Source organism: Alistipes sp. An31A (assembly GCF_002159425.1).
GTDB lineage: Bacteria > Bacteroidota > Bacteroidia > Bacteroidales > Rikenellaceae > Alistipes > Alistipes excrementigallinarum.
Genome location: NZ_NFIO01000003.1, coordinates 1 through 14,806, shown reverse-complemented (window position 1 = coordinate 14,806; position 14,806 = coordinate 1). Strand labels below are relative to the sequence as shown.

General features: G+C 61.7%; 13 protein-coding genes. 10 read left to right on the top strand and 3 right to left on the bottom strand.

Features of this window, described 5'->3' with window-relative positions:
- Positions 1-25 precede the first annotated feature (25 nt).
- Positions 26-1,153, bottom strand: coding sequence for a hypothetical protein (locus B5F90_RS03730; RefSeq protein WP_087361712.1), 1,128 nt, complete (start codon positions 1,151-1,153; stop codon positions 26-28).
- A gap of 85 nt (positions 1,154-1,238) precedes the next feature.
- Between B5F90_RS03730 and B5F90_RS03725 the strand changes: the two genes are divergently transcribed.
- The 6 genes from B5F90_RS03725 to B5F90_RS03700 all read left to right on the top strand — a co-directional run bounded on the left by B5F90_RS03725 (position 1,239) and on the right by B5F90_RS03700 (position 8,269).
- On the top strand, positions 1,239-1,769 hold the full coding sequence (locus tag B5F90_RS03725) for a TrmH family RNA methyltransferase (RefSeq protein ID WP_087361323.1): 531 nt from the start codon (positions 1,239-1,241) through the stop codon (positions 1,767-1,769).
- A 272-nt stretch (positions 1,770-2,041) separates the two neighbouring features.
- Positions 2,042-2,857: a 3-methyl-2-oxobutanoate hydroxymethyltransferase gene (panB, locus tag B5F90_RS03720; RefSeq protein ID WP_087361321.1), complete on the top strand. Its 816-nt coding sequence runs from the start codon at positions 2,042-2,044 to the stop codon at positions 2,855-2,857.
- Positions 2,858-3,074: 217 nt separating this feature from the next.
- A complete protein-coding gene (gene guaB / locus B5F90_RS03715) occupies positions 3,075-4,547 on the top strand; it encodes an IMP dehydrogenase (protein ID WP_087361319.1) in 1,473 nt (490 codons plus the stop codon).
- Positions 4,548-4,574: 27 nt separating this feature from the next.
- Positions 4,575-5,669 (top strand): hypothetical protein, encoded by a 1,095-nt coding sequence (locus B5F90_RS03710; RefSeq protein ID WP_087361317.1) that lies wholly within the window; start codon positions 4,575-4,577, stop codon positions 5,667-5,669.
- Positions 5,669-7,198 carry a glutamine-hydrolyzing GMP synthase gene (gene guaA, locus B5F90_RS03705; RefSeq protein ID WP_087361315.1) on the top strand — a complete coding sequence of 510 codons (1,530 nt, stop codon included), beginning with the start codon at positions 5,669-5,671 and terminating at the stop codon, positions 7,196-7,198. The genes B5F90_RS03710 and guaA overlap by 1 nt, the downstream gene beginning before the upstream one ends.
- 576 nt (positions 7,199-7,774) lie before the next feature.
- Positions 7,775-8,269: an exonuclease domain-containing protein gene (locus B5F90_RS03700; protein ID WP_087361313.1), complete on the top strand. Its 495-nt coding sequence runs from the start codon at positions 7,775-7,777 to the stop codon at positions 8,267-8,269.
- 199 nt (positions 8,270-8,468) lie between these two features.
- Here B5F90_RS03700 and B5F90_RS03695 read toward each other — a convergent pair whose 3' ends face one another.
- On the bottom strand, positions 8,469-9,812 hold the full coding sequence (locus B5F90_RS03695; protein WP_143256096.1) for a porin: 1,344 nt from the start codon (positions 9,810-9,812) through the stop codon (positions 8,469-8,471).
- A gap of 356 nt (positions 9,813-10,168) precedes the next feature.
- Here B5F90_RS03695 and B5F90_RS03690 point away from each other — a divergent pair, with 356 nt between their 5' ends.
- The gene (locus B5F90_RS03690; RefSeq protein ID WP_087361311.1) at positions 10,169-11,074 is read left to right on the top strand and encodes a hypothetical protein; all 906 of its coding nucleotides are present in this window, start codon (positions 10,169-10,171) and stop codon (positions 11,072-11,074) included.
- An 832-nt stretch (positions 11,075-11,906) separates the two neighbouring features.
- On the opposite strand, the gene B5F90_RS03685 is transcribed toward B5F90_RS03690, so the two are convergent.
- The gene (locus B5F90_RS03685) at positions 11,907-12,794 is read right to left on the bottom strand and encodes a Fic family protein (RefSeq protein ID WP_087361309.1); all 888 of its coding nucleotides are present in this window, start codon (positions 12,792-12,794) and stop codon (positions 11,907-11,909) included.
- Positions 12,795-13,019: 225 nt separating this feature from the next.
- Here B5F90_RS03685 and B5F90_RS03680 point away from each other — a divergent pair, with 225 nt between their 5' ends.
- From B5F90_RS03680 to B5F90_RS03670, 3 genes are all read left to right on the top strand, one after another.
- Positions 13,020-13,316: a helix-turn-helix domain-containing protein gene (locus B5F90_RS03680; RefSeq protein ID WP_087263913.1), complete on the top strand. Its 297-nt coding sequence runs from the start codon at positions 13,020-13,022 to the stop codon at positions 13,314-13,316.
- A gap of 11 nt (positions 13,317-13,327) precedes the next feature.
- The gene (locus tag B5F90_RS03675) at positions 13,328-13,690 is read left to right on the top strand and encodes a hypothetical protein (RefSeq protein WP_087361307.1); all 363 of its coding nucleotides are present in this window, start codon (positions 13,328-13,330) and stop codon (positions 13,688-13,690) included.
- Positions 13,691-13,913: 223 nt separating this feature from the next.
- Positions 13,914-14,135, top strand: coding sequence for a hypothetical protein (locus B5F90_RS03670; protein WP_087309017.1), 222 nt, complete (start codon positions 13,914-13,916; stop codon positions 14,133-14,135).
- Positions 14,136-14,806 lie beyond the last annotated feature (671 nt).

The following is a 14,806-nucleotide window of genomic DNA, read 5'->3' as shown; positions in this document are numbered from 1 at the left end:
AATATATATGTCTGTTAATGTCTGTTTAATGTCCGTGTTTGTGGTTTCGGCTGTTGTAGACCGGTTTGAGGAACTTTACGGCCACGTCGAGCAGCTGCTGCGTGCCCAGCCCCGAGCCGTCGCAGTGGGTGACGAACTCGGCGCGCACGCGCACCGTGTCGTGGAAGAAGTGTTTGGCGTAGGAGAGCGACGCGCGGTTGTAGAAGCCGCGCTGGGTGCGGAAGAAGCTCTCGCCCGGATAGAGCGCGCGGCCGTAGGGGATGTAGACCGTTTCGCCGCCCTCGGTCACGTAGTCGTGTCCGCCGTAGAAGGGGCAGAGGTTTCCGCCGAAGTAGATGCGCTCGTCGAGCGTGAATCCCCAGCGGCTCATGCGCAGCCCGAATTCGCCCATGCGGGGCAGCTCCCACGAGTGGCCGAAGCTGCGGTCGCGCTGCGCCGTCTGGAGCAGTCCGAGGTGGATGTCGAAGTCGAAGAAGGCCTTGAACTTCACGCCCACCGTCGGGTTGACGAGCAGGTAGTCGACCACGTTCTCGAGCGGAGCGTCCTTCTGGAAGGCGAAGTGGAGCAGCGTGAGGTTGTAGCCGTAGTAGAAGTGGTCGAGAAAGTGGCGTCCCGAGCTGAGAATCCGGAACTTCTCGCGCGAGGCGGTGGAGTACATCCCCTCCCAGTCGCAGACGAACTCGACGTAGGAGCCGCGCCGGCCGTTGTACTGGGCCAGGACGCCGTTCATGCGGTTGTGGACGAAGCGCTCGGCGAGCGAGAAGAAGGCCGTCGAGTAGTCCTCGTCGTGGGTCAGGTCGCGCGTGAAGATGCCGGCCACGGCCCGCACTCGGGGTGTCTGGAACTGGTAGTACATCACGGGCTTCACCTCCGAGAGGAACTGCGAGCCGGGTTCACCGAAGTTCTGGACCATGTCGGCACCGAAGACCAGCGAGTTCTTCTCCTCCCAGCGCAGACCGATGCGCGGGGTGAGGCGGGCGGCGAAGTCGGTGCCCGAGACCTTCTCGGGTTCGGGCACGGTGAAGGTGCAGCTGCCGAACTCTTTGTTGTCGAAGTAGGTCCGGAAGTCGACGTCGACGAAGAGCTCCTGGGCCGAGAGTCGGGCGGCGCAGAGGGCCGTCAGCAGCGTGAGGATGATTCGAATTTTCTTCATGCGCAGTTGCAGGGTTGCAATCAACCGACAAAAGTAGGGAAAAGATTTCAAATTTGGTTACATTTGCACCCAAATTAGAGGAGCAATGCGCAAGATTACCAACGAAGAGCTCGGACGTCCCACGCCCGAGGAGTTTGCCGCCCGGGAGAAGATGCCCGTTGCGGTGGTGCTTGACAACGTGCGGTCGGCCCAGAACGTGGGTGCCTTTTTCCGCACGGGCGACGCCTTTGCCGTGGAGTGCATCCACCTGTGCGGCATCACGGCGGTGCCCCCTTCGCGCGAGATTCACAAGTCGGCGCTCGGTGCCGAGGCCACCGTCGTGTGGCACCATGCCGGGCAGACGACCGACTGCCTCGAGGCGCTGCGTGCGGAGGGCTACCGCCTGCTGGCCGTCGAGCAGGTCGAGGGGGCCTGCTCGCTCGAGCGCTTCCGCGTCGAGCCGGGGGTGAAGTACGCCCTGGTCTTCGGCAACGAGGTGGAGGGGGTCTCGCAGCAGGCCGTCGACCTGTGCGACGGGGCGCTGGAGATTCCGCAGGCGGGGACGAAGCACTCGCTCAACGTCTCGGTCTCGGGGGGCGTCGTGCTGTGGGAGTTCTTCCGCCAGCTGGCGCGCTGAGGCGCCGGGCCGTCGGCTCGTCGGGCTGCTGAGGCGCCGGGCCGCAGAACAGCCGGGCCGCTGACACGCAGAGCCGCAGAGCCGTCGGGCCGCAGAGCCGCCGCCGGGCGGGTGTCCCGGGGCGGGTGTCCCGGAGCGGGCGCGGAGGCTGCAGGGTGAAAAAAATTTGCTTGTGCCGCCGCCATGCACTACCTTTGCTCCGATTTTGACCGGCGTGCCGCCCGCAGCGGGCCCGGCCGGCCGTACAACGCTAAGTACTAAACGCAAAAAAGATGTCTGTAGAAAGCACCGTTCGGGCCGTGACGACTTACCGGCTCACGGAAATGAAGCAGCGCGGCGAGAAAATCGCCATGCTCACCTCGTATGATTATTCGATGGCGAAGATTGTCGATGCCGCCGGAGTCGATGTGATTCTGGTGGGCGACTCGGCGGCCAACGTGATGGCCGGCTACGAGACGACGCTCCCCATTACGCTCGATATGATGATTTACCACGCCCGCTCGGTGGTGCGCGCCGTGCAGCGTGCGCTGGTGGTGGTCGACCTGCCGTTCGGCACCTATCAGGGCAACTCGAAGGTGGCGCTCGACTCGGCCGTGCGCATCATGAAGGAGACCGAGGCCGACGCCGTGAAGATGGAGGGCGGCGAGGAGGTGCTCGAGTCGGTGCAGCGCATCCTCTCGGCGGGCATCCCCGTCATGGGTCACCTGGGACTGACGCCCCAGTCGATTCACAAGTTCGGAACCTACAACGTCCGCGCCAAGGAGGAGGCCGAGGCGGCCAAGCTCGTGCGTGACGCCCATCTGCTGAGCGAGGCGGGATGCTTCGGCATCGTCCTCGAGAAGATTCCCGCGGCGCTGGCAACGCGCGTGACGAGTGAAATCCCGACGCCGACCATCGGCATCGGCGCCGGCCCGGGCTGCGACGGCCAGGTGCTGGTCATCCACGACATGCTGGGCATCAACAAGGGCTTCTCGCCCCGCTTCCTGCGCCGCTATGCCGACCTGCACACGGTGATGACCGATGCCGTCGAGCGCTACGTGGCCGACGTGAAGGAGTGCGACTTCCCCAACGAGAAGGAGCAGTATTAATCTCGGACGCAGAGCGCCGCGACTTCACGGTCCGGCGGCAGCAAACCTCCGAAGGGGCCTCCCGCAAGGGTGCGCCCCTTCGTCTTTTTCCTCTTTTGCCTCCGGGCGCGGAGCGGGTGCGGCGCGCTCGGTCATCTTTTCCGTAGGAAATTCGTTGCAGGTTTGGGCCGTTCGAAAAAAATGCTTATTTTTGCAGGCAACAAAAATCCACGTTCTTATGTCGTTTATCAATGAAAGGGTGCAGCCCGAAGGCCTTACCTTCGACGACGTGCTGCTCATACCCGCCTATTCGGAAGTGTTGCCGCGAGAGGTGAATGTCAAGACCCGATTCTCGCGTAATATCCAGCTCAACATCCCCATCGTCTCCGCGGCGATGGATACCGTCACGGAGGCTCCGCTGGCGATAGCTCTTGCCCGCGAAGGAGGTATCGGCGTGATTCACAAGAACATGTCCATTGCCGAGCAGGCCGTGCAGGTGCGTCGTGTGAAGCGTGCCGAGAACGGCATGATTTACGACCCGGTGACCATTTCCAAGGAGGAGACCGTCGGCGATGCCCTCGCATTGATGCAGGAGAACAAAATCGGCGGCATTCCCGTGGTGGATGCCGGGCGCCGTCTGATTGGCATCGTGACCAACCGCGACCTGCGCTTCCAGCGCGACATGCAGCGCCGCATCTCCGAGGTGATGACCCCCGGTGACCGGCTCGTGACGACCCACAGCACCGACCTGCGCGAGGCGCAGGAGACGCTCCTGGGCAGCAAAATCGAAAAGCTCCCCGTAGTCGACGACGAAGGCCGGCTCGTGGGACTCATCACCTACAAGGACATCACCAAGGTGCAGGACCATCCCAATGCCTGCAAGGACGAGAAGGGCCGTCTGCGCGTAGCGGCCGGCGTGGGCATCACGCCCGACATGATGGAGCGTGTCAAGGCGCTCGTCGACGAGGATGTCGACGCCGTGGTGCTCGACTCGGCGCACGGCCACTCGGCCAACATCGTCAACGCCCTGATGCGCATCAAGGCCGAATATCCGAAGCTGGACGTAGTGGTGGGTAACATCGCCACGGCAGAAGCGGCCCGCTACCTGATTGGCCACGGTGCCGACGGCATCAAGGTGGGCATCGGCCCCGGCTCGATTTGCACCACGCGCATCATCGCCGGCGTGGGCGTTCCGCAGCTCTCGGCCATCTACGCCGCCGCATCGGCCGCCAAGGGTTCGGGCGTTCCGGTCATCGCCGACGGCGGTCTGCGCTACTCGGGCGACATCGTCAAGGCGCTTGCCGCAGGCGGCGACTGCGTGATGATTGGCTCGATGTTCGCCGGCACGGAGGAGGCTCCGGGCGAGACGATTATCTACAACGGCCGCAAGTTCAAGGCCTACCGCGGCATGGGCTCCATCGAGGCCATGAAGGCGGGCTCGGCCGACCGCTACTTCCAGAAGGGGTGCAACATCAACAAGCTGGTGCCCGAAGGCATCGAGGCCCGCGTCCCCTTCAAGGGTGCCCTCAGCGAGACGGTCTACCAGCTCATCGGCGGTCTGCGTTCGGGCATGGGCTACTGCGGCGCGAAGGACATCCCGACGCTTCAGACGGCCAAATTCATCCGAATCACCGCTTCGGGCATGCATGAGAGCCACCCGCACGACGTGGCCATTACGCGCGAAGCTCCCAACTACTCGAGTGAACGATAAATGACGAAAAACCGCACAAGAACTCTGTTGGAGTGGGCCGTTGCCGTACTGGCAGTGGCCTCGCTCCTTATCCGGCTGGTGACCGACTGGCATACGGCCGGAATCGTCGTCCAGGCGCTCGGCGCCGTGGCGGCCTGCTGCGTGCTGCTTGTGGGCCTGTCCTCCGGCAAGGAGGAGCCGGCAAACGCCTCGCGCCGGGGCGACCATGGGGCGCAGCGCGGCGAGGGGCGCAACGGCCGCGGCCGCAATGGCCGTTCGGGACGCAACGCATCGACGGCCGCTGCCGCCTCCGTACGCCGGGGCGAGGAGGGCGCCCGTCCGCAGGGACAGCCCCGCAACCGTGCCGACGTGAAGACGGCCCCGCAACGCGGCGAAGCCGCCGCAAAGGGAGCCCGCAACGAGGCTCCGGCCCGTCCGCAACAGGCTGCCGGCGTGAAGGAGGGGGAGGCTTCCGCCTCGTCGCGCCGTCGCCGCCGCAACCGGGGCGGTCGCGGTGAAGCCGCCGCCGCTGAGCAGCCGCAGGGCTCGGCTCCGCGCAATGCCGCCGCAGCCCCGGCCCAGACGACCCAGACGCCGTCGGAGCGTCCGGCCGAACGCCGGAAACCGGCCGGAGACGCCGCCCGGAAGCAGACAGATGCCGCGACTGCGGAAAAGGCCGTTGCCGGTGAGAAGCCCGTTGGTGCCGAGAAGTCGGCAGCCGTGGAGCGGAGCGCAGCCGGAAAACCCGCTTCGGAGCAGCCTGCCGCTGTCAAGACGGCCGAGTTCACGGCCGCGCGGACGGAGCGTGAAGCGCAGCCCGAAGTTCGGCCTGAGGCACGTTCCGAGGCACGTTCCGAGGAGCCGCTTCGTGCGGAGGCCGCAGCCGCTTCGGCCGCTGCTGAGCACGCTGCACCGAGTGCCGCACCGGCAGAGGGTGCGCCTGCAGCCGGCGAAAAGGGGTCGGCCGAGGGGGCGCAGGAGCAGTCCGCCGCCCCGCGCAGCCGCAGCCGTCACCGCCGCCGCGGAGCCCGTCCTTCGGGCGAGCACTCCGCAGAGGGTGCCGGCGGAGAGGCCTCGGGCGCAACAGCCGACGGAGCCGCTGCGGAACATACGTCCAACGAAACTAACAAACCTACGGAATAATGCAGGAAAAAATCTTGATTCTCGACTTCGGCTCGCAGTACACGCAGCTCATTGCGCGGCGTGTGCGCGAGCTGAATGTCTACTGCGAGATTCACCCCTTCAACAAGATTCCGGCGCTCGACGCGTCGGTGCGGGGCGTGATTCTCTCGGGCAGCCCCTACTCGGTGCGCGACAAGGAGGCTCCCAACCCCGACCTCTCGGCCATCAAGGGCCGGCTGCCGCTGCTGGGCGTCTGCTACGGGGCACAGTTCCTCGCCTCGGCCTTCGGCGGCGAGGTGAAGCCTGCGCCGAGCCGCGAGTACGGCCGTGCGATGCTGACGGTGGGCGACGCCGGGGATGCCCTGATGAAGGGGCTTCCGGCCAAGACGCAGGTGTGGATGTCGCACGGCGACACCATCACGCGCGTGCCCGACAACTACCGGATTGTCGCCTCGACGGAGGATGTCCGCGTGGCGGCCTACCACATCGAGGGTGAGCAGACGTGGGGCATCCAGTTCCACCCCGAGGTCTACCACTCGACCGACGGCACGCAGCTGCTCCGCAACTTCGTCGTGGGCATCTGCGGATGCGCGCAGTCGTGGACCTCGGAGAGCTTCGTCGAGTCGACCGTGCGCGAGCTGCGCGAGCGGCTGGGCAACGACCGCGTGGTGCTGGGTCTCTCGGGCGGTGTCGATTCGTCGGTGGCCGCCGTGCTGCTCCACAAGGCCATCGGCCACAACCTCTATTGCATCTTCGTCGACTCGGGCCTGCTGCGCAAGAACGAGTTCGAGGAGGTGCTGGCATCCTACGAGAACATGGGGCTCAACGTCAAAGGGGTCAAGGCCGGGGCGAAGTTCCTCGGCGACCTGGCGGGCGTGACCGACCCCGAGACCAAGCGCAAAATCATCGGCCGCGACTTCGTGGAGGTCTTCAACGAGGAGGCGCAGCAAATCAAGGATGTGAAGTGGCTGGCACAGGGTACGATTTATCCCGACGTCATTGAGTCCTGCTCGGTCAACGGACCCTCGGCCACCATCAAGTCGCACCACAACGTGGGCGGCCTGCCCGAGAAGATGAATCTGCGCATCGTCGAGCCGCTGCGGCTGCTCTTCAAGGACGAGGTGCGCCGCGTGGGGCGTTCGCTCGGCATCTCGGAGCAGCTCATCGGCCGCCATCCCTTCCCGGGACCGGGCCTGGCCATCCGCATTCTGGGCGACATCACCCCCGAGAAGGTGGAGATTCTCCAGAACGTCGACAAGATTTATATCGATGCCCTCCATGCGGCCGGGCTCTACGACAAGGTATGGCAGGCAGGTGCCATCCTGCTGCCGGTCAAGAGCGTCGGCGTGATGGGCGACGAGCGTACCTACGAGAGCTGCGTGGCGCTGCGCGCCGTGACCTCGACCGACGGCATGACGGCCGACTGGGTGCATCTGCCCTACGAGTTCCTGGCCGATGTCTCGAACGACATCATCAACAAGGTCAAGGGGGTCAACCGCGTAGTCTACGACATCTCCTCGAAACCGCCCGCCACCATCGAGTGGGAGTAATCCCGCTCTGCGGCAAGCAAACGCTCCGGACCGAGCCTCACGGTCCGGTTTTTTTGTGTCGGCGGAAGAGCGGGACATCGAGGCGGAGTGGGGACGGAGGAGGAGGGGAGTCATGGGGGGCGGAGGAGGACCGGAGGCGGAATTTTATGGCGGTCCGGCGCCTCGGGGGTGGAGGACGGTGCCGGAGGGACGTGCCGGGGGGGGGCTCAGCCGGAGTCCGTGGCCGCGGAGTTGCGCGGGGGCTTGTTGCTGCGTCCGGCGCCGTGGTCGCGGGGCGAAGGAAAGGAAGGCCCCGGAGCCCATTCTTGCGCGGGGACATGGCCGGAACTTTCCCGCGGCGGCGGTTTTTGAGCCGGCGGGGAAGGGCTTGTTGCTGCGTCCGGTACCGCGGTCGCGGGGCGGAGGAGAGGAGAGCCTGGGGTCCATTCTTGTGCGGGGTGCACGGCCGGAACTTCTCGGCGGCGGTTTTTGAGCCGGCAGGGAGTACATCCGATGCCGGAAATGGCTATCTTTGCATCCGCCTCCGACGCTGCGTCCCTGCGGCGTGCGGAGCTGCGTTAAGATTGACTGCAACCCATGACCGATTTTGCCGCCATTGATTTCGAAACGGCCAACGGCAAGCGCTCCAGCGTCTGCTCGGTGGGCGTGGTGGTCGTGCGCGGCGGCGAGGTGGTCGATTCGCTCTACCGCCTCATCCGTCCCCGTCCCAACTACTACAGCGCCTTCACCACCGCCATCCACGGCCTGAGCTATGCCGATACGGCCGATGCCCCCGATTTCCGCACCGTGTGGGAGGAGGTTGCCCCCCGCATCGAGGGGCTGCCCCTCGTGGCCCACAACTCGCCCTTCGACGAAGGGTGCCTCAAGGCCGCCTTCGAGCTCTACGGCATGCCCTATCCCGGCTACCGCTTCTACTGCACCTGCCGCGCCTCGCGCCGCATCTTCGGCAGCCGCCTGCCCAACCATCAGCTCCATACCGTTGCGGCCGCCTGCGGCTTCGACCTCGAACACCACCACCATGCGCTGGCCGATGCCGAGGCCTGCGCCCGCATTGCGCTCAAGATTCTCTGAAAGGTGCGGCCGTATGCCGTCGTTAGCGGCGGAACGCTGCGCATGCCGCCGGGCCGAAGCCGGACTCTGCGCTGTCGCCTGTTGCGGCGGAACACTGCGCACGCCGCCGGCGCGCATCCTCCGTATGACCCCGCATGAAACGAAGACCCCCGACACGACTGCGTGCCGGGGGTCTTTGTCTGTCGGGCGGCTCGATGGCCTAAAGACCCAGCTCGACCTGGAAGCGGATTTCCCAGCGGTTGTAGTTGGGGTTGAGCGCTCCGCTCTGGTGGTTGTACGAGGCGTCGGCCTGCAGCTTGAGGCTGTGCCCGATGAGGTAGCGCGTCACGCCGATGGTGGTCTGGTTCCAGCGGCGGTAGCCGGCCAGCGACTGCACCTCGCGGTCGGGGAACATCGTCGAGTTGCGCAGCGCGATTTCCCACTTCTGCTTGATGAGGTAGCTCGTCTGGAGGTTGAGGCCCTTGCCCGTGTAGACGAAGATGCCTTCGTTGCCGTCGAAGAGCGGGGTGTCGCACGTGCGGCCCATGAAGTCGGTATAGAAGGCGAAGCCGCGGTACTTGAGGATGAAGTCGAAAAAGTAGGAGCCCAGGCTGCGCTGCTCGCCGTCGGGCATCAGCGCGCCGTTCTGACCCTGCAGCCGGGCTGCGCGGCTGTTGTAGGAGTAGGCGCCAGCCAGCAGGATGCGCACCTGCTCATCGTATTCGAAGTCGCCTTCGATGACGTCGCCCTTCGACTTGAAACGCCCCAGCGGGTAGAGCTCCAGACGACCCGTGTAGGCCAGTCCTCCGTCGGACGACGTGCTCCAGTTGCGGCCCTCGCCCAGCGTGATGGAGCCTTTGGCCGAGAGGCGGAAGCGCTTGCCGATGCGGCCGTTGTATTCACCGAAGAATCCGAAGTCGCGGTCGAGGTTGAATTCGCTGTTGACGATGCTGCGGTCGACGAACTGCAGGGCACTCGACGAGTTGACGCGGGCGCGGTTGGCCTTGATTTTCGTCTGTCCGAAGCCGATGTTCCAGTGTGCGTTGGGTACGTAGTAGACGATTGCGTCGCGGACGATGTTCGTGTTGCCGTTGGGCAGCTCCTTGGTGTCGTAGGGAGTGAATCCGAGCTGGATGGAGTAGACCAGCTTGGGCGAGTAGATGTAACCGTCGAAGCGCAGGCGCAGCCGCTTGACGCGCGCCTCGGTCTGCGTGAGCGAGAAGTCGCGGTCGAACGAGAGCCCCACCATGTTCTGCATGCGGAAGCGCAGCGTCATCGAGTACCACTTGCTCCGCGGCTGGAAGGTGATGCCCTTGCCTATCTCGATGTTGGGCATCATGCGCAGCAGTTCGAGCAGCTCCTCGTCGGAGTGCTCCGCGTCGGCGAGAGCCGCGATGCTGTCTGCGGGATACTCCTGATGGGCCACTTCGAGGCTGTCGGAATCCGTCTGCGAGGCGCCGTTGACGGTGAATACGGTTTTTCGGAACAGGGAACGCTCCTCCTGGGCGCGAAGTCCCGTTGCGGCGGTCAGACACAACAGCAAAAGCAGGATACGGTGTTTCATCTTGGGGTATTTTGGTTCGGTAAAAGGTTTTGGTTGACGGGAATGGTTTCATTCCGGCTTTCGAGTGACAAAGTTGCGAAATAAATCTGAAACCTTTATGAAACCGATGTTACAATTCGGTTACAGCTCCGGCTTCCCGGTTGCCATGCTGCCGCGGGAGGCCCCTCTGGAGGGGGTGGCTCCCTTCGAAGGGGCCGGGTCATGGCTGCCCGCGAGGCGGAGTTCCCGACCTCCCGTTTGCCATTGAGCCCATCTTTCACTATATTTGTATCAAGCCTGCGGCGCGGAACGGTCTGTCGCCCCTCCTCGGGGAACGGCAGCGTGTTGTCAGACGACATTTTTCAAACACGTGGCTTATGGTACAGGTATTCGGTCGGAGCTTCGGGCTCCGAATCTCGTGGGCGCTGCTGGCGCTGTCACTCTCGGCCTGCGGGGCGGAGCAGAAGGGGGCGGATGAGCCGCTTTTCCCGGCACGTCCGTCGCGCGAAGCCTTCGAGAATTTATGGTGGGAGGAGGTCTCCGGTGCGGGCCTTCGCTTCTGGAGTCAGAGCGACGGCCGGCTGCAGGTGGTGGCCGATTCGGAACTGCCCGGTGCCCGGCTCGAGTGCGACGGTGTCCCGGGGCAGCCGGTGCTGCGGGTGCTCCGCATCGACGGCGACGGTCCCGAAGCCCTGCTCTCGCAGCTCGGGAGGATGCCCGGTTGGGATGCATCGCAGGAGTGTGTCATGCAGGAGGTGGCGAGCGGTCGTCGGGGTGTGCGGCGCTTTGAGCTTCGGCCGGCAGGGGCCTGCGCCGAGGAGTTCCGCCGGCGGAGTGCCGGGGAGCCCGTGCCTGCAACCTGCAGCGGATGGGGTGTGGGCAACAGCGGTATGCGCTATTTCGAGCTGCATGCCAATGCTCCGGGGCGTGCGCTCTTTGTCGAAATCGGCCAAAATGCACCCCTTTTCGACGAGCAGAGCATCGTGCTGCTGCCCGATTCGGTTGTCTTGGGCGGCACGAAGCGCGTCAAGGGGCGGTTGATTATCGGTCACGAGGTCCGTTCGTTCATGGCCGACAACGATACGTGTGAATATTGGGTCATCGACCGCACCGGTCGGCTTGCGGCGGAGTATGACCGTGTCACGGGCGGTGTGAAGAACGGTCGGGTCGTCGAGGCGGAGCTTGAGGTCCGTGATACGGGACCCCGCGATGAGGGTTTTGCGGCCGAATATACGGGCGTCTACGAGGTGACGAAGGTCGTCTCGCTGCGAGCCGGGCAGTAAGTCTCCGTCCCGTGCGGCTGCGCCGTTCCGGCCTTTTTGCTCCGCCCGCCCGTCCCGTGCGGGGCCGGTCCGGCGGTGAAACAAAAAAGCCTGAGTTTCAGAACTCAGGCTTTTCTTCGTTGCGGAGAGTGGGGATTAACTGTGCTGCGCACGCTTTTTCCCCGTCCCCTCGCCGGGGAGGCCCCTGCAACAGGCGAAAAGCCGTGCGGCTGCGCCGTTCCGGCCTTTTTGCTCCGCCCGCCCGTCCCGTGCGGGGCCGGTCCGGCGGTGAAACAAAAAAGCCTGAGTTTTGAGAACTCAGGCCTTTCTTCGTTGCGGAGAGTGGGGATTAACTGTGCTGCGCACGCTTTTTCCCCGTCCCCTCGCCGGGGAGGCCCCTGCAACAGGCGAAAAGCCGTGCGGCTGCGCCGTTCCGGCCTTTTTGCTCCGCCCGCCCGTCCCGTGCGGGGCCGGTCCGGCGGTGAAACAAAAAAAGCCTGAGTTCTCGAAACTCAGGCTTTTCTTCGTTGCGGAGAGTGGGGTAACTGAACCCATATCATAATCGCCAATATATCAACGTATTAAGATTGTAAAAATTTTTAGATACACCGAATAGGCCACAACCTATTTTCGCTGTTTTCCCTTGTATTCACTTGGTTGTTACAAAGTTACGAAAAATTTCCTGATGTTGCAACCGAATTGGAAACGAACCTGCGGATTTTTTTATCGTTTTTGTGGGTATTATGATGTGCCTAAATGTCAATAAATCAATATTCTAGTTGTGACGTTTGAGCCTGGTGCCCAATCCGATATTTCCAGTCCCTGTAACATCCCTGGAAGGTGATTCGGCGGTTCAGTAGGGGATTCGGAAGTAGTCGAGCAGGGCCTTGTAGTTGTCCTGCGCCGTGAGGCAGGTGTCGCGCAGATATTCGCGCACGGCGGGCCACTGTTGCAGACCGCGGTAGTAGAACATCTTGAGGTCGTCGGTGATGATGAAGGGAACGATGCCGGCTGCCAGACACTCCTTGAACATCACAAGGCGTCCGATACGGCCGTTGCCATCCTGAAACGGGTGGATGCATTCGAAGCGCTGGTGCAGGTCGAGGATGTCGTCGAGCGTCTTGTGCCGCCGGGCGTTGTACTCCGCAAGAAGACGCTTCATCTCGCGGTGTACCTCTTCGGGAGGTGTAGTCTCCATGCCGCCCACCTCGTTGGGCAGACGCTTGTAGTCGCCTACGGCGAACCACTCCTTGCGGCTGTCCGACGTGCCGGACTTGAGTTGTGCATGCAGTTCCTTGATGAAGGCTTCGGTGAGCGGCTCCGTGGCCCGGTCGATAATCGTGTCGATGCAGCGGAAGTGGTTCGTGGTTTCGAGGATGTCATCCACCCGCAGCGTCTCGCCCTCGACGCCCACCGTGTCGGTCTCGAAGATGTGGCGCGTCTGGTCGTGGGTCAGCCGGCTGCCTTCGATGTGATTCGAGTTATAGGTAAGGTCAATCTGCGTGCGGTGGTAGATGCCGCCCTTGAGACGCATCGCCTTCTGCTCGCTCAGCACCTCCAGCAGCGGCATGACGTGTCCGGCTCGCGGCTTGCGACTGGGCAATGCGGCATCTGCCGGGATATTCCAGGTCTTGCCCGTAAGAAAGGCCCCCTCAATCTTTCCCGAGGCGCAGTAATTGCGGGCCGTCCGCTCTGCGATACCGTGCTTTGCGGCGAATGCCGCGACTGAAATGTACTCCATAACCGAACGTCGTATCGGCAAGTTAAACGGCCGATTTCCGGCCCAAATATAACGATTCTTGCCGATATCGGCAAATTATAGAAGTTTTGGCCCTGCTATCTGATGGTCTGCCGGGAACAAGAGATGTCCGGGTTTCGGATCTGAAAAACATATAATTGATTCAAACACTGATAAACGAGTGCCGGGGTCATCCCATTTTTGCCGTGGAAACCAAACGCGACAAAGATGGAAAATCAACACACGGATGACCTGTCCCGCATTCTGCGAACGGTCGAAGAGATTCTCGAGATTGTACACTTCATGAAGGATCACCGGAGCCAGCTCGAAGGCGATCCGATCCTCGATTTTGCGGAGGTCTGCCAGTTGCTTCGCCAGAGCGAACGCCAGGTGCGCCGCTTTCGTGAACAGGGGTTGCTTGTCGGCTTCAACATCGGAGCCCGGCGCATGTACCTGCTCTCCGAGGTGCAGGAGTTCATCCGCAAGATGCGCCGCCGTGGAAAACTCGAATCGTTGAATCAATAAATCTGTTACCCATGGAAAACAAACAAAATCCCCGGATCTATCGGCTTGTACCCTCTGAACAGCTCGAACGTCTCATCAAGACGAACTTTCTTTTGAGCAAAAGTTTGCTGCTGTTTGAATACCTGTGCAGTCAAAGCGACGAACCGCTCTTCCTGACGGCCGATGCGGCCTGCGAGGTCCTCGACATTCGCCCCGAAATGCTGACCCGTTACCGTCAAAAACGGTTGATTCGTCCCAAGATCTATCGGCGGCAATTCCTGTACAGCGCCTATGATCTGCTGATGCTCGTTTACCGGATTAACCAGCGCAATCTGCAGAATGCACTGCGGCGTACTCCCCGGATTGTGGTCGGACCGGATGAACAGAAAGTTTGACAGTGGGGTAGAAGGTTATTCCACAAGTGCCGGCCTCGGGCCAAGATAGCGTCGTGCCTGCACCTCGAAGTCCCTTTTCGCACGATCTCCACCCGTCCGGGTCGTATCGTCCGAAAAGTGCCTCCGGTTGGTCCCGCCGCTGTGTTTCTGCCCGTGGCCGGCACCTTCTTTCCTAAATGGAGTCGGTCCATGAACGTATGTCAAACTTCAAAATGGATTTGATATGATTGACCTTCAGAAACACATCTGGGAAGGTTGGACCGTTGGCGACTTTGTCGAGCGCTTGGCTCCCGAGTTGGATCGTATTATGTCGGGACGCAGTTGGCATCGTCCCTTTACCACGAAGCAGGAGCTCGCCACGTGGTGCCGGGAGAATCAGCCCTATTACAAAAAGCACATTCCGGGAGTTGTCGCCTATTTTGCTCGGAGGTATCGTTTACGTTGAAGCAGCAGGAGATGATTTACTACCATCACTTTTATGTTGAGAGCCTGTACCCCGAGAACCGGCGGAGGATTCTCCGCTGGTTGTTTTGCACTTTTAGTGTCTACCTGTGTGAAGCAACGCCTGCGGGTTATAAGGGGCGATTCTACACGCAGAACGACCGCTTCCCGAAAGCAGCTTTCCGTGATTTGACATTCAGTCTTCGAGGCGACCGCTCGTTATGTCTGTGGGTCATCTCATATGACCTGCACACGCTCTATCTTGAGCGGAATATCTATTTTTATGGGATATGGTATGCATGAAAATATAAAATAATTGTTGTCTAATCTTATTAGAGGTATTTGACCTGAACTATTGAGGTTTTGTATGAAAGATACTAAATGAATGGGTCTTCGATTTTGGATAAGACGAGATATATGGTAGCTTCATTTATTGAATATTATCAATTAGTTAATTGAGGAAAAACTACATACATATAACAAGTTTAGAGACCACTTTTACGATTATTGGTTTTTATAATTGCTAATGAAAATTTCTGTTATTCTGTTTCTTTTATATCGGAAAGATATTTATATTAGGGACAGTCGTTTAATTCCGTCATTATGAGTCAATCGGCAGACTGTCCCGGTAATTTTTCCGATTGAACTCATCTTTTTATATTTTCGGCTCCGTTT